Source organism: Streptomyces sp. NPDC026575 (genome assembly GCF_055567415.1).
The window spans coordinates 302,588-320,177 of the sequence record NZ_JBVHQM010000002.1; the positions used below are offsets into that span (position 1 = coordinate 302,588).

The 17,590-nt window shown below is 69.2% G+C and carries 17 protein-coding genes, 1 tRNA gene and 2 pseudogenes; 10 read left to right on the forward strand and 10 right to left on the reverse strand.

Translation table 11 applies throughout. The features are described 5' to 3' along the window. Nucleotides 1-52: 52 nt before the first annotated feature. Nucleotides 53-140: transfer RNA gene (locus ACZ4NB_RS03725), tRNA-Ser, on the forward strand. 135 nt (nt 141-275) lie between these two features. Here ACZ4NB_RS03725 and ACZ4NB_RS03730 read toward each other — a convergent pair. After that, nucleotides 276-1,037 (reverse strand): tyrosine-type recombinase/integrase, encoded by a 762-nt coding sequence (locus ACZ4NB_RS03730; protein ID WP_467658059.1) that lies wholly within the window; start codon nt 1,035-1,037, stop codon nt 276-278. Nucleotides 1,038-1,741: 704 nt separating this feature from the next. Continuing rightward, nucleotides 1,742-2,047, reverse strand: coding sequence for a hypothetical protein (locus tag ACZ4NB_RS03735; RefSeq protein ID WP_467658060.1), 306 nt, complete (start codon nt 2,045-2,047; stop codon nt 1,742-1,744). Between the two features lie 1,060 nt (nt 2,048-3,107). Here ACZ4NB_RS03735 and ACZ4NB_RS03740 point away from each other — a divergent pair. The 3 genes from ACZ4NB_RS03740 (at nt 3,108) to ACZ4NB_RS03750 (ending at nt 5,290) form a co-directional block, all read left to right on the forward strand. Then, nucleotides 3,108-3,509, forward strand: a complete 402-nt coding sequence (locus ACZ4NB_RS03740; RefSeq protein WP_467658224.1) for an SgcJ/EcaC family oxidoreductase — start codon at nt 3,108-3,110, stop codon at nt 3,507-3,509. 53 nt (nt 3,510-3,562) lie between these two features. After that, nucleotides 3,563-4,627 carry a UDP-N-acetylmuramate dehydrogenase gene (locus ACZ4NB_RS03745; protein WP_467658061.1) on the forward strand — a complete coding sequence of 355 codons (1,065 nt, stop codon included), beginning with the start codon at nt 3,563-3,565 and terminating at the stop codon, nt 4,625-4,627. A 234-nt stretch (nt 4,628-4,861) separates the two neighbouring features. Beyond that, the gene (locus tag ACZ4NB_RS03750) at nt 4,862-5,290 is read left to right on the forward strand and encodes a hypothetical protein (protein WP_467658062.1); all 429 of its coding nucleotides are present in this window, start codon (nt 4,862-4,864) and stop codon (nt 5,288-5,290) included. Nucleotides 5,291-5,532: 242 nt separating this feature from the next. On the opposite strand, the gene ACZ4NB_RS03755 is transcribed toward ACZ4NB_RS03750, so the two are convergent. The 4 genes from ACZ4NB_RS03755 to ACZ4NB_RS03770 all read right to left on the reverse strand — a co-directional run bounded on the left by ACZ4NB_RS03755 (nt 5,533) and on the right by ACZ4NB_RS03770 (nt 8,811). Further along, nucleotides 5,533-6,723 (reverse strand): cytochrome P450, encoded by a 1,191-nt coding sequence (locus tag ACZ4NB_RS03755; RefSeq protein WP_467658063.1) that lies wholly within the window; start codon nt 6,721-6,723, stop codon nt 5,533-5,535. Nucleotides 6,724-6,872: 149 nt separating this feature from the next. Further along, a complete protein-coding gene (locus ACZ4NB_RS03760) occupies nt 6,873-7,718 on the reverse strand; it encodes a DUF4097 family beta strand repeat-containing protein (RefSeq protein ID WP_467658065.1) in 846 nt (281 codons plus the stop codon). A gap of 85 nt (nt 7,719-7,803) precedes the next feature. Continuing rightward, nucleotides 7,804-8,007, reverse strand: coding sequence for a hypothetical protein (locus ACZ4NB_RS03765; protein ID WP_467658235.1), 204 nt, complete (start codon nt 8,005-8,007; stop codon nt 7,804-7,806). A 384-nt stretch (nt 8,008-8,391) separates the two neighbouring features. After that, entirely contained in the window at nt 8,392-8,811 is a 420-nt protein-coding gene (locus ACZ4NB_RS03770; RefSeq protein ID WP_467658066.1) for a MarR family winged helix-turn-helix transcriptional regulator, read from the reverse strand. Between the two features lie 111 nt (nt 8,812-8,922). Between ACZ4NB_RS03770 and ACZ4NB_RS03775 the strand changes: the two genes are divergently transcribed. Then, the gene (locus ACZ4NB_RS03775) at nt 8,923-9,744 is read left to right on the forward strand and encodes an SDR family NAD(P)-dependent oxidoreductase (protein WP_467658068.1); all 822 of its coding nucleotides are present in this window, start codon (nt 8,923-8,925) and stop codon (nt 9,742-9,744) included. On the opposite strand, the pseudogene ACZ4NB_RS03780 reads toward ACZ4NB_RS03775, so the two are convergent. Continuing rightward, nucleotides 9,741-10,037: pseudogene (locus tag ACZ4NB_RS03780) on the reverse strand (PaaI family thioesterase); the annotation flags it as partial. The gene ACZ4NB_RS03775 and the pseudogene ACZ4NB_RS03780 sit on opposite strands and share 4 nt — an antisense overlap. A 245-nt stretch (nt 10,038-10,282) precedes the next feature. Here ACZ4NB_RS03780 and ACZ4NB_RS03785 point away from each other — a divergent pair. Beyond that, a complete protein-coding gene (locus ACZ4NB_RS03785; RefSeq protein ID WP_467658069.1) occupies nt 10,283-10,738 on the forward strand; it encodes an Lrp/AsnC family transcriptional regulator in 456 nt (151 codons plus the stop codon). Nucleotides 10,739-10,762: 24 nt separating this feature from the next. Here ACZ4NB_RS03785 and ACZ4NB_RS03790 read toward each other — a convergent pair whose 3' ends face one another. After that, on the reverse strand, nt 10,763-11,299 hold the full coding sequence (locus ACZ4NB_RS03790) for a hypothetical protein (RefSeq protein WP_467658070.1): 537 nt from the start codon (nt 11,297-11,299) through the stop codon (nt 10,763-10,765). A 492-nt stretch (nt 11,300-11,791) separates the two neighbouring features. On the opposite strand from ACZ4NB_RS03790, the gene ACZ4NB_RS03795 reads away from it, so the two are divergent. From ACZ4NB_RS03795 to ACZ4NB_RS03805, 3 genes and pseudogenes are all read left to right on the forward strand, one after another. Then, nucleotides 11,792-12,283: a peptidoglycan-binding protein gene (locus ACZ4NB_RS03795; RefSeq protein WP_467658071.1), complete on the forward strand. Its 492-nt coding sequence runs from the start codon at nt 11,792-11,794 to the stop codon at nt 12,281-12,283. 323 nt (nt 12,284-12,606) lie between these two features. Beyond that, complete coding sequence (locus tag ACZ4NB_RS03800) at nt 12,607-13,152, forward strand: GNAT family N-acetyltransferase (protein WP_467658072.1); 546 nt, start codon at nt 12,607-12,609, stop codon at nt 13,150-13,152. Beyond that, nucleotides 13,149-13,604, forward strand: a pseudogene (locus ACZ4NB_RS03805) (class I SAM-dependent methyltransferase); the annotation flags it as partial. The gene ACZ4NB_RS03800 and the pseudogene ACZ4NB_RS03805, both read left to right, overlap by 4 nt. A gap of 61 nt (nt 13,605-13,665) precedes the next feature. Here ACZ4NB_RS03805 and ACZ4NB_RS03810 read toward each other — a convergent pair. Continuing rightward, nucleotides 13,666-15,267: an ABC-F family ATP-binding cassette domain-containing protein gene (locus tag ACZ4NB_RS03810; RefSeq protein ID WP_467658073.1), complete on the reverse strand. Its 1,602-nt coding sequence runs from the start codon at nt 15,265-15,267 to the stop codon at nt 13,666-13,668. A gap of 293 nt (nt 15,268-15,560) precedes the next feature. After that, nucleotides 15,561-16,637: a bifunctional DNA primase/polymerase gene (locus ACZ4NB_RS03815; RefSeq protein ID WP_467658075.1), complete on the reverse strand. Its 1,077-nt coding sequence runs from the start codon at nt 16,635-16,637 to the stop codon at nt 15,561-15,563. Nucleotides 16,638-17,080: 443 nt separating this feature from the next. On the opposite strand from ACZ4NB_RS03815, the gene ACZ4NB_RS03820 reads away from it, so the two are divergent. Then, on the forward strand, nt 17,081-17,386 hold the full coding sequence (locus tag ACZ4NB_RS03820) for a hypothetical protein (RefSeq protein WP_467658076.1): 306 nt from the start codon (nt 17,081-17,083) through the stop codon (nt 17,384-17,386). The last annotated feature ends 204 nt before the right edge of the window (nt 17,387-17,590 follow it).

The following is a 17,590-nucleotide window of genomic DNA, read 5'->3' on the forward strand; positions in this document are numbered from 1 at the left end:
CGCGCTAGTCTGATCCCCGCGACACCCGCGCGCCCGCGCGCCGGTGCAGCGGGGAGGCTTGCCCGAGCGGCCTAAGGGAACAGTCTTGAAAACTGTCGTGAGGTAACCCCTCACCGTGGGTTCAAATCCCACAGCCTCCGCTGAGGTAGGTAAACATGCAGGTGGGCGGCGGTTCCGGAGCGATCCGGGGCCGCCGCCCATCCGTGTTCCTGTCTCACTCCGTGCCGGGCTGTTGCACCGCTGAGCAGCCTGTGTGGACGAGCCGTGGACGGGGATCAGGCCCCGGTGGCCCTCTGTTCCACGGCACGCATGGCCCGCTCGATCAGCGCATTGGCCTGCTCGCGCTTGCCGTCCAGCACCCTGGCGTAGAACTTGTAAAGCACGGCCACGCTGTGGCCGGCGCGGCGAGCGACCTCGACGGGGTCGACGCCGGATGCGATCCACATCGAGATGCCGGCCTTCCGCCCGCAGTAGGGCACCTCCGCGAACGGGCTGTCGACCTGGTGAGGGGGGAGCGCGACCTCGCGGGCCTGCTTCCAGATGTCGGTGTACTCCTTGCTGAGCAGGATCCCGCCCTGCGCTGCCTGGAAGAGTCGGCCGTCCGGCGCCACCCCGTACCTGTCGAGGTGGGCACGCAGCATCCTCACCAGCTCGGGCGGGATCGGTACGTCGCGCACGGAGGCCCGGGCCCGATGCTTCAGGCCTCGTTCCTCATAGGACTTGCCGTCGTCCGTCCAGGCTGAACCAACCCGGGAGGAACTCCCCGAGAGCAGCATCACGCCCCACCCGGTCTCAGGAAGCGTGCAGTCGGACTCCCTGAGGTTCATGGCCTCGGCCGGCCGCGTGGCCGCGTAGTAGATGCACGCGAAGAACGCCTGCAGATGCTCGCCGCGGGGGCCCAGCGTTCCGACGGCATCGATCAGGGCTTTGGCCTGCTGCGGGTTGGGAACGTAACGCCAGTCGATTTCGTCGTCCGTCGCTGGAGGAGTCCAGTCGACGGATGGCAGCGGGTTCGCCGTGAGGCGCTTCCGCTCCACGGCGTACCGAAGCGTTGTTGAAGACCGTGCGGCGATTCGTGATGGTGGTCGCCACCGCACGCTTTCCGTTGAGCCGCGTGCTCAACGCCTTGAGCGCGACACGGATCAGCTCGGAGTCCTCCTCCAGGGCAGGCATCGGGAGGGCTTTGGACGCGAGCCATGCGAGAGCAGCAGCGAGATGTTCAGGCGGAGGCGTCCGGTGCTCGGAGAAGTTGAACGCGTAGCCGGTCAGCGCCCGTCGTAGCAGCGCCGGCGCCGGCGCCCCCTTCGTGTCCTTGACCAGAGCGGCAGTGACAGCAGCGAGAGCATCCGCACTCCTTGGCATGCTCGAACCAGGTCAACGGCGGCTGCTGAGCGACAAGTTCGGACTTGGGTAGGCCGGTCTCCACATCGAACTGTTCGCCCTTCTGGGCGGCGGACATGATCCCGGCGACGTCTGTGAACTCGATGGTGATGTGACGCCGCTGTTCGGAGCGCCCCTCTGGGGTCTGCGTGGGCGGCAGCAGGAAGGCGTGCTCGCCGCGCGGATTCCTGCCGGTTCAATTCCGGCGACTCGTAGAGGGGCGCGCTTAGCGCGCAATAGGAAGGCCCCGCCCGCTACGGAGGGGGGCCTCCAAGCGGGCGGGGCGGTCCGTGCGGGCGCGGGGAGAGATGAGGAAGGCATCGCCCTCGCCTCGTCCGAGTGCCCGCGGAGTATCCGTCAGTTACATGCCGTTGTTCTGGTTGCCCCAACCGTGGCCTTGGCCGGAAGTCCCAATTCCGTTGTTCTGGTTGCCCCAACCGTGGTCTTGGCCGGAGGTGCCCATTCCGTTGTTCTGGTTGCCCCAGCCACCAGCCGGGGCTTTTGCGACGTGGTTGGAGGCGGGGGTTGCTGCTGTGGCGGTTGTGGCCGTTGCCGCCCCTGCCGCAAGGGCGATGCTCAGGACGGCCGCGACCGGGAGTATCCGGGAGAGGGGTGACGCGCTACGGAGTGAGCGCCTTTTCGTGCTGTTCATCTGGGTGTTGTTCATGACATCACCATGCGCGCCGTCGTGACCGACGTCGCTCAGAGCAGGGCCGATCGAGTGAATCACATGGAATCGAACGAGTCTTTAGGAGGACTGACGAATGAGTGACGAGGCGCCGAGCGGGACGCCCCCCGAGATTGACATGCCGGTGCCCGCATCTGCCGGGCCTGCTGAACCTTCGGTGTGAGCGGATGACGCGAACGTCGAACTTGAGCGGCTCCGGGCGCAGGTGGCTGAGTACGCGCCGATTGTTCAGGCGCACCAGGAGGCCGAAGAGGCACGCAGGGCCGAGGAGCAGCGTCTGCGGGATCAGGTGGAGGCCGTGCAGCGGGAGTTCGGCGAGGCACGGCGCGGGGTACCTCATGGCTCCGGACTCGGCGTGGTCCGTTGGGTGGTAGAGCGCACGAATGCCTGGATCCACGGCGGCTGACGATGGCGCTGCCGGGTGACGCGATCATTGGCCCCAGCTGCTCTCCAAAAGCGGTGTTCGCGGACGGTGCCGAGGCGCGATTTTGAGGTACGCGGCCAGCCTGCGGCCAGAGTTGGGCTACTCCATGCGGGGCGTGTGACTCTGCTGCAGGTCAATGCACGTGACGCACCGGTAGCCCAGCGGTCTTCAAATCTGTCGCTTGCGCAGGACTCCGCTTCCACGGGCGGCGCCCCGCGGGGCCCTGTGGACGACCTGTGGACGAGGGGCGAGATCATCGCAGGAAGTGCGGCCTTTTGGGCGGCTCAGCACGGCGAAGCGGCCCCTGACCAGGAAGATTGGTCAGGGGCCATTTGCTTGCGCGCGTACCGCGATCGCCTGGCCGTCTCCGTGATTCCCGGTGGGTCGGGTACGGGAGGGGCGCGGGTGCCTGCTGATCCGTAGCTCTATGGGGTCCGGTCGTGGACGGTCGGTCGCACCAGCCGAGGCGCGGCTGTACAGGGCAGGGGCATCACCGGACGGAGGCGGTTGCCGTGGTTGCTGCACTCCGTGCTGCTGTACTGCATCGGCCTTCTTGAGGCGACTGGCATTCAGATGCTCGTGACCCTTGACCTCAAGCGCAGTGGAGATTTCAGCATGGTCTGCATGGATACCAAGAACGCGGATATTGCGGCCATCGAAGAGATCGTGGCCACCGTCGAGTTCACTCAGCGAGCGAAAGATGCCGAAGGCTTTCTCGCGCTCTTCCACCCCGACGCCATCTGGACGACCGGTCACGGCAAGGCCCTCATTGGCTTCGACGTCATCGCTGAGTTCACTCGCGCTGTGCTACCCCACGGCGACTGGGACGGCGATGTCACGTACGAGGTGGTCCACATCCAGTTCCTGCGGCCCGATGTGGCGGCCGTCAAGGTTCGGCAGGTCTACCACTCGGCGGAGGGCGACTCGGAAGGCACCCCGCTCTACGTCGTGACCAAGCAGTCCGATGGCAGATGGCTGCTGCACGTCTGCCAAAACACCGAAGTACGGACCGGTTGAGGGTCCCCGTACTGTCGGCTACTGCTCATCATCACTGAGGGGACACGACGTTCATGCGAGTCACGCACGGGTTATCTCTTGCCCGGAAGACGACACTGGGCATAGGTGGCCCGGCTGCGGTGTTCGCCGATCTTGAGGACTTGGCCGACTTCCCGGAGTTCGTCGCGCTCGCCGATGCTTTTCCCGGCGTGCCGACCTGTCTGGGGGCCGGTAGCAATGCGCTCGTCGCTGACGCGGGCTGTTCGTCGCCCGTGCTGCGGATGAACACGAGGGGCGTGCGGTTCGTGGGGGAGGCGGCCGACGGCCGGGCCTTGGTGGAGGTACAGGCCGGCCATCCTCTGTCCGATCTGGTGGATACGGCCGTCGGCCACGGGCTGATCGGTGTGGAGATGCTCGCGGGCATTCCTGGGACCGTCGGCGCCACACCGGTCCAGAACGTCGGCGCGTATGGCCAGGAGATCTCCGACACGTTGGTTGCGGTGACGGCCTGGGACTGGGTGTTGCGGCGCCGCGTCACCCTCGACGCGGCGGCCTGCGGACTGGGACATCGCACCAGCGTCTTCAAGGGTTCCAGCCGCTGGACCTTGCTGACGGTGGTCTTCGCCCTGCGGAAGTGCGCGCTGAGTGCCCCGCTCTCGTATCGGGCGGTTGCCGAGCGACTCGATGTGCCCGTCGGCAGCCGGGTGCCGACAGCCGAGGCGGTCGAGGCAGTGCTGGCCGTTCGGAGGGGCAAGGGCATGGTGCTGGGGTGTCCTGGCGCCGACCGTCGGACGGTGGGCAGTGTCTTCCTGAGCCCTGAGGTGACGCCGGCCCAGGCGACGGGGCTGCGGGACGAGGGCGCGTCGCTGAACCGCTTTCCCGACGGCTCGACCAGGGTGAGTGCGAGCTGGCTGATGCGGCGGACGGGCTTTGCCCTCGGCAGCCGGGTTGCGGAGGGCGTCCGTGTCTCGTACCTGCACCACACTCTGGTTGCCGATGAGGGGGCGAGCGCGGCGGGGTTCACCGAAGCCATCGGTGCCGTGGTCGATCAGGTCCTGGCGTGCACCGGGATACGTCTCACGCCAGAGATCGACTTTGTCGGTGACTGGCCTACGGCTCCGGGCTGCTCGCCGGCCTGACGTCCACGACTGAGACACCTGACGTCCACGGCTGAACGCCTGGCTTTCACGACTGAACAACTGGCCGGCGGCGCGGAATTCAGGAGTGGTGTCACCGACTTGTTAACCTGACGCGCGCCTGTCAACAACACTTCGAGCGTGCGTCCGGTCACACAGAGGCCACCACCCGCGTGCGCTCACGCCTTGGCCCGATGGGGCCGGCCATCTCGGGGGAGCAACGTGAACTGTCGTCTTGTGCGTAGCGCAGTCGTTTGCGGACTGCTGGTCGTCGGCTTGACCGGCGCCGGGGGCTGCGCATTCCCCTCCAAGCCACGGCTCGTTGTCCCCAGCAGCACGCCGACGTCCGGGACGCTCACCGAACCCGAGTCGGACGTCACCGTCACCGAATGCAGTGTGGACTTCTCGGACGGCACGCTGGCGGCCAAACTGAGCGTGCACAACGGCAACTCCCGGAGCCGCGCGAGCTATGACGGCACCGTGGTGTTCAAGGACGAGACCGGTGATTACATCGGTGGGGCGGTGTTCTCTCTGGCCGGTGTTGCCGCCGGTGAGACCCGGTCCCTCCCGGTCTCGGACACGTTCCTCAAGGGCAGCCACCGGCCGAAGAGCGCCAAGTGCACACTCCGTCCGCTCCTCAAGGCCAACGACGAGATTCTCGGCTGAGGCCGCACGGGGCGAGAGCCTTCGTTACGGCGCTGCTGGGTACGGCGGGGGCTCAGGAGCGATCCGGAGCCCCCGCCCGTCCGGCATGCCCTCGGGAGATCCGGCTCGGACGGACGGCTCAGCTGCTCGCGGCCGGTGAGCGGGTGGGTGGTGAGTGGGTGGGTGGTGAGTGGGTGGGTGGTCGCGGCGAGGCTGCGTGCGCAGTTCAGATTGCGTGCAGGTGACGTGCTCGGCCGATGGCCCTACTGGGACGTTTGTGTCCAGGTGACCGGCAGTTCGTGGACGCCGTAGATGTTCATGTCGGTTCGGAGTCTCACCTCGTCGGCGGGGACGGCGAGCTGGAGGGTCGGGAAGCGGCGCAGGAGTCCGGCGAAGCCGGCACGCATTTCGATACGGGCGAGTTGCTGGCCGAGGCACTGGTGGATGCCGTGGCCGAAGGATGTGTGCCCGCGAGCCTTGCGGTGGACGTCCAGGGTGTCGGGGTTGTCGAAGCGCCGGGGGTCGCGGTTGGCGGCCAGGAGCGAGATGACGACGGTCGATCCCTTGCCGATGGTTTCGCCGCCGAGTTCGAGGTCCTCCGTGGCGTAGCGGTAGAAGATGTCGGCGACGGACAGGTAGCGCATGAGTTCTTCGACGGCGTCGGGCATCAGATCCGGGTCGGCGCGCAGTTCGGCGAGCTGCTCGGGGTGCTCCAGAAGCGCGAAGGTGCCCAGGGACAGCATGTTGGCGGTGGTCTCGTGGCCCGCGAGCAGCAGCAGGAAGGCGATCCCGGTCAGCTCCTCGATGGTGAGGTCGTCATCGCGGGCCAGGTCGGACAGGATGTCCTCGCCGGGCTCGGCGCGTTTGCGGGTGACCAGTTCGGCGAGGTAGGCGGACATTGCGCCGTACGCGGCCATCTTCTCTTCGAAATCCGGGTCCTTGGCCATGAACTTGGCGGAGTTGCCCTGGAAGGTCTCCCGGTCCTCGTAGGGGACGCCGAGCAGCTCACAGATCACCAGCGAGGGCACCGGCAGGGCGAACGCCTCGACCAGGTCGATCGTCGGGGTGAGGCGCGCCATCTCGTCCAGCTGCCGCTCGACGATGTCGCCGATGTGCTCTTCGAGCATCTTCATGCGCTTGACGGTGAAGGCGCCTGTGAGCTTGCGCCGCAGCCGGGTGTGGTCCGGCGGGTCCATGGCGACGAACAAGCCCGGTACCTGCGGGGACGGTTCGGTGATGACGGGCATGTTGGGAACCTCGTACGGCAAGTGGAGAATGCCGAGGTCCTGGCGGGAGCTGAACCGGGTGTCGGCCAGGAGCTGGCGGACCGCTTCGTAGCCGGTGACGAGCCAGCCCTCGTGACCGTCGGGGAAGAGCAGGGGACTGACCGGGCGAGCCTCGCGGAGCCGGGTGATCTGGCTGGGCGGGTCGAAGGGGCCCGCATCGCGCTCCATCGGTAGGCCGTGAGAGAGGGCTGCCTCTTGGTTCGTCTGGTTCGTTTGATGCGTCTGATTCATCGGGAATCCTCTGTGGTGGCTGTGGAGTTGGCAGGGGCGTGCTCGGGGCGTGCTCGGGGCGTGCTCGGGGCGTGCTCAGGCGTGGCTCAGGGCCGGGCGCGGCGGACGTCGATGTTTCCGTAGCGGGTGCGGGCGCGGACCTTGACGGAGTCCTCGGACTGCTCCGGGGCCTCGGAGGCGGCGAGCGTGTTGTGCACCTGACCGCGGTCGGAGCTGACGTCGAGCCAGGCGGCGGTGCCCTCGCGGATGCCAAGGTCGATGGCGCCGTTGGAGGTCTCCAAGTCGACGGTCCCACGGGCTACTTCGGCCACGCGCAGGGCGCCGTGGGCGGTGGTGGCGGTGACCGAGTTCTCGGCGCGTGTGATGTCGATGTCGCCGTTGGCGCCGCTCACCCGCAGGTCGCCGGTCGCAGTGCCGACGGTCGTGGAGCCGTGCGAGTTCTTCAGGACGGCGGGGCCGTCGATGGTGCCGACGCGCAGGCTGCCGGAGCTGGTGGTGATCTCGGCCATGCCCTCGACGCGGTCCACGGTGATCGAGCCGTGCGACACGGTCAGCTGCAGCGGCCCGGCCGTGTCGAGACGGACGTCTCCCGCCGAGATCTTCACGCGGACCTCGCCGAACCGGCCTTCGCCCAGCACCTGGGCCCAGGCGCCGGTGGTGTCGATGCGCGAGCCCGTGGGCAGCTCGACCGCTATGTCGACGGTGCCGGTGCGTCCGACGAGATAGCGCTGCTTGGGCGTTCTGACGGTCAGGGCGCCGTTCGCGTAGCTGACCTCGGTCTGCTCGGCGGCCCGTACGTCCTGGTCCCGCTTCGGGTCGCGGGGCTGGACCTCGACGACCGTGTCGAGGCGCTCGCCCGCGGTGAACCGGATGGTGCCGGCGGTCACGTGCGCGGTGGCCGAGATCGGGTCGGGAGTGTCGTAAGAAGGCATGGCTGTGCCGTCCTCTTGGGTCTTGGTGGATGGCGTCCCTGCTGGTGGGACGCGGTGTGGGTGAAGCGGGGCGGGTGTGGGGCGGTTAGTGCACCCAGGCCGTGAGGTTCTGTCCGGTGGTGCGGGTCTGCTCCGTCGTACGCGGCTGCCGCAACACGAAGTCGGGGTCCAGGCCGCGCAGCCGTATGCCGGCCGAGCCGGGGGCGAGCTCGCGGGTGTCTTCTCCGCCGGCTTCGGCGATCACTGCGAGCTCGCGACGCGGGGTGTCGACATGCGGCGTGAGGTTCATGACGTCATACTGGCACCACTGTGGCGCCACGTGCAAGCCTGAATGGCACCTGATGTGGCTCGGGCTGGAGCGTGACTGCCCTGAGCTGGTGAAATGTGGAAAGGGTGGCCTGGGGCAAGGCGGCCCGGAGCAGGCTCGGTTGCCCCTGGTCGTGTGGAGTGGCGCCGAGTGGCGCCGGGCGGCACCAGGTGGCGTCGGGTGGCGTCAAGGGTGCCGCATCAGGCGCCGTGTGGCGCCTATGTCGCCCGTATCGCTGTGCCGCCTGTGCTGGCTGGGCTGTGCCGCCCGTACTGCCTGTGCCGCCCGTGGCGGTGGGGCCTGTGATGCGGCAAGAGGGTGGCCGGCAGGTGCGGGTACGGGCGGCCGCTGCAGGTGGATGCCGCGTTATGCGTCGAGTACCAGTTGCAGCAGTTCCCGCAGGGTCTCGCGCTGTTGTGCGCTGAGCTGGACCAGGGGGTCGGCGGCGAAGGGCATGCGGTCGCGGAGGTCGGCGGCGGTGGTGCGGCCGGCCGTGGTGGCGGCGACGCGTTTGATGCGGCGGTCGTCCGGGTCGAGGCTGCGCTCGGCCAGGCCGCGGGACTCCAGGCGGTCGACGATCGCGGTCACGTTGGAGGGTTCCGCGTGCAGTCGGTCGGCGATACGGCGCATCGGGACGGGCTCTTCGGCGGCGAGCAGCGCCTTGGCCTGGAGCGGGGTCAGGCCGTGGCTGGTCGCGGCGGCCTCGGACTCCTGGGTGTAGCGGCGGCTGATGGCCGCGAAGAGGCCGACGATCTCTTTGGTGAGCTCATCCGGTGGGTTGGGCATGGCGTCCAGTGTAACGAGATGGTTGACAGCATGAAATATCTCCGTGCATAGTTATGGCCGATCTTAGTTATGGGTCATAAGTAAGTGCGAAAAGTAAGGCAGGTAGTGGGGATGAGCAGCAAGAACGTTCTGATCACTGGCACCTCGTCCGGCATCGGGTTGGCGACGGCCGTCGCGGCCGCGCGTAGTGGCTGGCATGTGGTCGCCACCATGCGCGACACCGCCAAGGCGGGCGCGTTGCTGGCGGCGGCGGAGGAGGCCGGCGTCACCGTTGATGTCCGGGCGCTGGATGTGACCGACCCGGCTTCGGTCGAGGCATGCCTGGCCGGTCTCGACCGGCTGGACGCGGTGGTCAACAACGCGGGCGCGGGCCACGTCGGCACGCTGGAGCAGGAGAGCGTCGACGATGTGCGTGCCGTCATGGAGGTCAACTTCTTCGGCGTGCTGCACGTGACGAAGGCGGCCCTGCCGCTGCTGCGGGCGAGCGAGGGGCGTGTGGTGACCGTGACCAGTGTGGGCGGAGTGATCGGCCAGCCCTTCAACGAGGCTTACTGCGCCGCCAAGTTCGCGGTCGAGGGCTTCATGGAGTCCCTCGCGCCGGTCGCGGCCACGACCGGCGTGTCCGTCAGCGTGGTCGAGCCGGGCGCGGTGGCCAGCGAGTTCGTCAGCAACGTGGGCCTCGCCGACAACGTAGTGGAGCAGGCCGGACCGTATGCGCCGGCCTTGTCGGCCTACCTGGACCGTACCCGCGGCGCCTTCGCGAACGCGCAGACGCCGCAGGACGTGGCAGCGCAGGTGGTCGAGCTGCTGGCAGCCGAGCGGCCCGCCTTCCGGGTGCTCACCTCGGACGCCGCCCGCGCCTTCGTCGGGCCGAAGCTCAAGGACCTTGACGGCTCGGCCGTACAGGGTGCGACCGGCGCATGGCTCGCCTAGGGCCTGTCTACGTGGATCAGGGTCTGCCGGCCGTTGGCGATGAGCTTCCGCTCTCCGTCGGCCTGGACGCCGTACACCTCCAACTGGCAGACGGTCAGGGTGCGGCCGGACTTCAGGACACTTCCGATCGCTTCGAGGTGTGTGCCGACGGCGGGTGCGAGGAGGTTGATCTTGTATTCGACCGTGAGGACGTCGGTGTCCTCGGGGAACAGCGTGTAGGCGGCGTAGCCGCCGGCGCTGCCCGCGATGGCGCTGGTGGCGCCGGCGTGGAAGTAGCCGTGCTGCTGGTCACTTCGGGGCGGGCCGGGCGAGGACGCCGACGGTGAGGTAGACGAGGGCGCAGGCCGTCATGTGGAGCGTGCCGAGCAGCCCGGTCTGGGCGGCGGTGGGCCAGCCTCCGGCGGGGTCGATGAACTGCGGGAACAGCGAGAAGTGCAGCAGCAGTGCCTTGCTTCGGGAGGGAAGGTTAGGTGTGATTCGGCCGAATATGTTTGCGTTCTTGCCTCATGATCTCGATAAATGGGGGAGAATTTTCTCTATGGATGCGCTGGATCGGAAGATTCTTACCGAGCTGCAGATGGACGGCCGGCTGACGGTCACCGAGCTCGCCGCTCGCATGCAGCTGAGCGTCTCGCCCTGCCATCGCCGCGTGCGGGACCTCGAACGCGCGGGTGCGATCCGTGGCTATCGCGCAGTCGTCGACCCGGCCGCCGTCGGCCTGGACTTCGAGGCCCTGGTCTTCGCCACACTGCGCTGGGAGGACCCCGACACCGTCACGGCCTTCGAGGAGGCCGTGACCGCCGTCCCGCATGTCATCCAGGCCCAGCGCCTCTTCGGCGAGCCGGACTACCTGCTGCGCGTCGCCACCGCCGATCTGTCCGCCTACCAGCAGCTCTACGACCAGCAGCTCGCGCGGCTGCCCGGTGTCCAGCGCCTGACGTCCACCCTCGTCATGAAGAACGTCATCGACGACCGGCCGCTGCCTGCGAAGTAGTGGTGGTGGGGGGGTGGTCGTCGGTCAGTCCTTCTCCGGTGCGTAGCCGTCCAGTTCGCTGCGTAGCGTCCTGCCCGGGTACGGCCGTTCGTGCGGCTCCAGCAACACTGCCCGTAGGCTGCTGAGCGGGTCGACGATGGGGCGTGCGTCGTACTCGATGCCGTCCTCGTCCTCGTAGTCGTCCAGTCGGTCCCACGGGGGGATGACGAAGGGGTACCACTTCCATCGGAAACGGCCCTTCCCGTCGGGGTGTACCTGCCACTGCGCCCCCCGGTGGTGGTTGTGGACCTCGCCGAGGTACCAGGCGGCCACCTGCAAGAACGCCTCGTCCTCCTGCTCCCGGAACTCCTCCAGCGAGGTGAAGCTCTCCCGTATCGCCGCTTCCAGGCGATCCAGTGATTCGGGGGAGAAGTCCCACAGGCCGCCGACGTCGTGCACCCAGGCCGAGAAGCGGGACTGCTGCTCCCGCAGCCACAGGGGCAGCACGTCGTTCTCCGACCGCAGCACGTCCAACTCACGTGCTTCGCGTATGTCCTTGGCGCTCCAGCTCCACCTACTCATGAGCCCGACCGTAACGGCTCGCACTGACAATGCCGGCGGTGGCGGCCCTGCTGGCGGGTGGTCGTCGGCGGTGGCGGTGGCGGTGTCGGTGGCGGTGTCGGGCCCAGCGACCCGCGGCGGTCAAGGCGTTGGCCTCCGTGTGTCTGTGCTTCGGGCTCGTCTGTGCTCTTACCCCGGTGGGGATCGTGTTCTGGTTTTGTGTTTCTCCAGCCCGATGCGCGGGCGGTCAGCCGGTTGATCTGCCGTGCGCCCATTTGCAGAGCATTCCGTGGCTGGCTGGCGGCCAGTCATTAAAGGGTCAATCGCTCGGCGGGTCGGCTGGTTGGTTGATTCGTTGATTGATCGGTGAATTGGTGAGGGGGTAAGTGAATTCGGGCTGCGGGGGTGGTGGTTGGGGGTTAAAATGCTGATCCGCACATTCTTGGGGTGGGTGTCGGTTGAGGTGTTCGTCAGAACGTGCGGGGATGCGGGAACGCTTCTAGCGTGAGATGCATGGGCACTCAACAGAGAACACGAGACACGATCTACACCGTCGTTGATGGCGATACGCTCAGCGAGATCGCTACTCAATTCCACACCACCGTGAAGCAGCTCCAGATCTGGAACAACATTCCGAACCCCAACATAATCAAGGTGGGTCAGCGGCTCATCGTCGCGAAGGCGTCTTCTGGTGGAGGAGCGCCCGCGCCGACCGCTCCGGACCTGGTGCCGTTCCCGGGCAAGGACTTCTTCACGAGCCTGCCGCCGACGGAGAGCCCCATCATCCTGAACATGGGGCTGCGCCTCGTCGACGAAGACTGCGGCGCCCCCTACGGGTTCAGTGGGCCCGGGCCCAGGTGGAACGAGAAGCACCGGAAGGCGTACTCCCTCTGGCAGCAGACATTGGGCTTCATAGGAGCCGATGCGGACGGTATTCCCGGGCGGACGTCCTGGGATCGGCTCCGCGTTCCGAGCCCGTCGCCTGAGGAGTGGGGATCCGACTGAAGGGCCCGAGCGAAGGGTCCGGCTGAAGGGGACAGGGAATCGTCGAGTTCCACGCCTTTCCGTCCCCCCTTTCCCCCGTTCCTCCCGTCTCCCCGTCGCGCCATGCCTGTGCGCGGCGGGGAGACGACTGTGCGGTGGGCCGGCGGTGGGGCGGTGATGGTGCGGTGGCGCGGTGATGGGTGGTTTGCCTGGTCGCTATCGTGGGGGTGATGAGATGGTGCGGGTAATGGGGGATTCGGTCGGTAATTCTCGCCCCGCGGCCGTCTTCGAGGGTCGGCGGAGAGCAGGCAGTGGTCGCCGTGGGTTTTCGGAAGGTGGGGGCGATGGCAGAGGAACGTCGTGTGGTGATCCGGCGGGCCGAGCGGCGCGACGCCCGGCGGCTTACCCGGATCGTGCGGAGTTCGCGGGCCTATGCGGGGCGGTATTCCGCGATGGTCGACGGATATCGGGTGGGGCCGGACTACATCGAGGCGCATCGGGTGTTCGTCGCTGTGTGGGAGGGCGTCCCCGGAAGCGGAAGCGGAAGCGGAAGCGGAAGCGGGGGAGGCGGTGCGGATGAGTCGGAGAAGGCGCCGGTCGGCGAGCGGGTTCTCGGGTTCTATTCGCTGGTTCTTGAGCCGCCGGAGCTTGATTTGATGTTTGTGGATGATCAGGCGCAGGGATACGGCATAGGGCGTCGGTTGATCGAGCACATGCGGGGCGAGGCGCGGCGCGTCGGGATCGACCGCGTACGGGTCGTCTCGCATCCGCCCGCCGAGGGTTTCTACCGCAGCGTGGGCGCCCGGCCCAGCGGAACGGTGCGGGCGAATCCGCCGGCGGTGATGTGGGACCGGCCGGTGCTGACGTTCGTGATGGAGGAGGGCAGGTGACGGGGCCGCGATCGTTCGAGGAGCTGGTGGCCGAGGCCGAGGCGGTATCGGTCGAGGGGCGGGACTTCTCGTGGCTGGAGGGGCGCGCCACGGAGGAGAGGCCCTCGTGGGGGTACCAACGGGCGATGGGCGAGCGGTTGGCGCGGGCGTCGGCGGCGCTGGACATCCAGACCGGCGGCGGGGAGGTGCTCGCCGGGGCGGCCGAGCTGCCGCCGCTGATGGTCGCCATGGAGTCCTGGCCGCCCAACATCGCCAAGGCCACGGCGCTGCTGCATCCGCGCGGAGCGGTTGTGGTGGCCGATGCGGACGAGCCGCCGCTGCCGTTCGGCGATGCGGCCTTCGATCTTGTGACGAGCCGGCACCCGGTGACCGTGTGGTGGTCGGAGATCGCCCGGGTACTGCGGCCGGGTGGCACGTACCTCTCCCAACAGGTCGGCCCGGCAAGCGTGTTCGCCCGCCGCGCACGAGCCTGCTCGCGCGCGACAGCCTGCTCTCCCCCGACGGCCCGATCGCTCACGACAGCCCGATCAACTCCCCGTGTTCCGCGCTCCACAGGTCCTCGGTGCCGTCCGGCAGGAGCAGTACGCGGTCCGGGCGGAGGGCCTCGACCGCGCCGGGGTCGTGGGTGACCATCACGATGGCGCCCGGATAGCCGTCGACCGCCGCCAGCACCTCGTCCCGGGAGGCGGGATCGAGGTTGTTGGTGGGCTCGTCCAGGAGCAGCACATTCGCGCCCGAGTGGACCAGGCCGGCCAGTGCCAGCCGGGTCTTCTCGCCGCCGGAGAGCACCCGGGCGGGCTTGTCGGCGTCGTCGCCCGTGAAGAGGAACGAGCCCAGGACGTGGCGTGCCTCGCCGTCGGTGAGGTGGGGCGCGGCGGCGGCCAGGTTCTCCCGGATGCTGGACGCCGGGTCGAGGGTGTCGTGCTCCTGGGCGAAGTAGCCCAGCCGCAGACCGTGGCCGGGGACGACCCGGCCGCTGTCGGGGGTCTCCTGCCCGGCGAGGATGCGCAGCAGGGTGGTCTTGCCCGCGCCGTTGAGGCCGAGCACGACCAGCCGGCTGCCCCGGTCGACGGCCAGGTCCACCCCGCCCAGCACCTGGTGCCCGCCGTACGCCTTGGTCAGGCTGACGGCGCCCAGCGGCGTACGGCCGCACGGCGCGGGCTCCGGCAGCCGGATCCGGGCGGTCTTCTCCGTACGCCGGGCCGGTTCCAGGTCCGCCAGCAGCCGGTCCGCGCGACGCACCATGTTCTTCGCGGCGACGGCCGTGGAGACGTGGGAGCGCATCTTGTCGGCCTGGGTGCGCAGCGCCGCGGCCTTGCGCTCCGCGTTGGCCCGCTCGCGGGTACGCCGTCGTTCGTCGGCCGCGCGCTGGGTGAGGTAGGCGCGCCAGGTGGTGTTGTGGACGTCGATCGCGGCGCGTGCCGGGTCGAGGTGGAAGACCCGGTTGACGATCCCGGCCAGCAGGTCGGTGTCATGGCTGATGACCATCAGGCCGCCCCGATACGACGTCAGGAAGGTGCGCAGCCAGGCGATCGAGTCGGCGTCGAGATGGTTGGTGGGCTCGTCGAGGAGCAGGGTGTCGTGGTCGGCGGCCAGGATCCGGGCCAGCTCGACGCGGCGTCGCTGACCGCCGGAGAGGGTGCCGACCGGCTGGTCCATGACCCGCGCCGGCAGCCCCACACCTGCGGCGATCCGGGCCGCCTCGGCCTGTGCCGCATAGCCGCCGCCCGCCTGGAAGTCGGCCTCGGCGCGAGCGTACGCGGCCATCGCCGCCCGCTCCTGGGGCGCGTCGCCGGCCAGGGCCATCGCGTGCTCGGCGGCCCGCAGCGCCCGTACGGCACGGTCCAGGCCGCGGGCGGAGAGGATGCGGTCGGTGACGGTGGTGTCGGGGTCGGCGGTACGGGAGTCCTGCGCGAGGTGCCCGAGGGAGCCGGTGCGGGTGACGTCCCCGGCGGCCGGGTGGTGCCGGCCGGTCAGCGTGTGCAGCAGGGTGGTTTTGCCCGCGCCGTTGCGGCCTACGAGGCCGATGCGGTCGCCGGGGGCGATGTGGAAGGAGAGGTCGGACAGCAGAAGTCGGGCGCCGACGCGTACGTCGACACCGCGCACGGTGATCACGGAAAACGCTCCGGAAGGAGAGGAGAAGGGAGGTCTTGGGACTCGGGAGGGGGCGGCTGCCGGTGTGCGGTCAGCTGCCCCGGCCGGCGCGCGCCCGGTGCGGCTGCGCGCCTGCGGCTACGCGTGACACGCCTGTGTGCGGACGCACGGGTGGCGTGGAAGCGGGTTTCCGAGCTAAGAGATCCGGGGCGTAGACATGGTGGCGAGGGTAGCGGGGGCGGGTCGCGGGCGCAGCCGATTTTCTGCGTGCGGGAGGACGGACCCGGCTTCTGCGGGCCTGGTCAGGCGCCGGGTCAGACCCGCCGGTCCCCCTCCCGCCGGTCCCCCTCCCGCCGGGCCGCCGAGGCGATCGTCGCGCGTGCCTCCCCCTCGGGCAGGCCGGTGTGGCAGGCGGCCGCTACGAGCCGTGCGGCGAGTTCCCGGCCCAGGCCGGACTCGTAGGCGCGGCAGGCGGCCCAGAAGAGGCGGGCGTTGCGCTGGCCGTCCGGTGAGGTGCGGACGAAGCGGACGAGGGCGGCGGCGGGCTGGGCCGGGGCGCCGGGCGCGGGCGGGCGGTGGGCGGACGGGGGCGGGGCCGTGAGGAGGGCGAGCAGGGCGCGCGGCGCGGGGGCGGGGCGGAGCGGGGTGTCCGGCGCGAGGACGTACCGCCCCCGGTTCGTGAGCGAGCCCGGGCCGACGAGATAGCCGCCCGCACCACGGACGTCGATGCCCGGGGCGAGCCGGCCGACCGAGTTGGGGACCGGCGGGGACGGCGGGCCGGTGAACCAGAGGTGGCGCCCGCCGCTGGGGGTGCGGACAACGACGGTGGGCGGGATCGGCACGCCGTGCGCTTCGGCGAGGAACCGGAGGGCGGTGAGGCCGTCGGCGCCGTTCTTGGTGTCGAGGTCGATGCCGATGAGGTGGTGCGGGGGCCGTCCGCAGGCGATGCCGTAGCCCGTAGCCCAGGGGGCGGCGGCGAACAGGCGGCGGACGGCCAGGGGGTCGGTGCTCGCGTCGTGTACGCCGTGCCCGAGGCGGCCGCAGCCGCCGCGGCAGGGCGGGACCTCGGGGTGGCCGCGGTGCGGGGAGCGGATGGCGGGGAGTTTGCCGCGGGTCAGCGGTATGACGGGGTAGCCGTGCTCGGCGGCGAGCAGGGCATGGGCGAGTGCGGCGGCGTGGGCGTCGGCGGGGGCGAGCGCCGGGACGGGAGCGTCGGCGAGTGCGGCGTCCTGGGCGTCGGCGGGGGGCTGCGGCAATAGGCCGGAAGGGGGCTCCAGCCTCCGGTCCGGGGACTCGACCTCCCCCAGGTCCGGGGACTCGACCTCCCCCAGGTCCGGGGGCTCGGGCCGGAGGGCGGTGGGCGGTTCGGCATGGCGTCGGTGCATGGCCATGGCTTCATTTTCGTACGAATGTTCGAAGAAGGGAAGGGGGGCGTGCGGGGGGTCGCTCATGCGCCGGGTCGGTGGGCCGGTCGGGTGGGGTCCGTACCCCTTGCGGGGGAAGGGCTCCGGCCGGCCGTTACCTCGCCGAGTGCGGCGGACGGGGACGGGTGGTGCGGCAGGGGTTTACCCGGGGTTCCTCATGCTTGCGAGGGAATCGCCCCTTCGCGGCGGGTTCGCCGGGGATTCGTGGGCAATCCTGAGATCGCGACGTCGAGGAAGCATCGTGGTGGTCGGCCAACTGCCCCGGTGAAAAGCGGAGTTCGTGGAATCCGTGATCCGGATCGGGCGGGATCGAGCAGGCGGGTCCAGCAGGTCGGGTCCGGCAGGACAGACCCAGCAGATCAGATCCAGCAGGTCAGATCCAGAAGTTGTGTTCCGTAGGAGGAATAGACATGGCAAGCACCCGTACTGCCCGCATCATCGCCGTGGCCGCCGCACTGCCCTTCGCGGTGGCGCTGCTGTCCGGCGTGGCGCAGGCCGACAACGGCGGCTTTGCGAACAACGGGTCGAGTTCGGCGGCGACGAGCCAGGCGGGGACTGGCGTCGGCCACGACAACAACGGCAACTCGACCACCGGCCAGCAGGTCGCCAACGGTGCCGGTGCCTCCAACCAGAACAACACCGCGAGCGTGAACGGCTCCGGTTTCACGGACATCGACCAGGACAACACCACCGTCAACTTCACCGAGCTGTGGTGAGCCGGTGAGCCGGTGAGCCGCCCTGGGGAGTGGCGGCTGACCGAGGGGTGATGGTCGGGGCCGGTGCGGGAGCGAATGGGGCTGCTCCGGGGTTCAATCGCACCGGCCTTGACAGCGAGCGGGTTTCTGACGGACAGTCAGAAACCCGCTCGCTCGTTCGTACGTCCGGGTACCCCTGCGCGCCGGACGTACGGCCACCAGAAG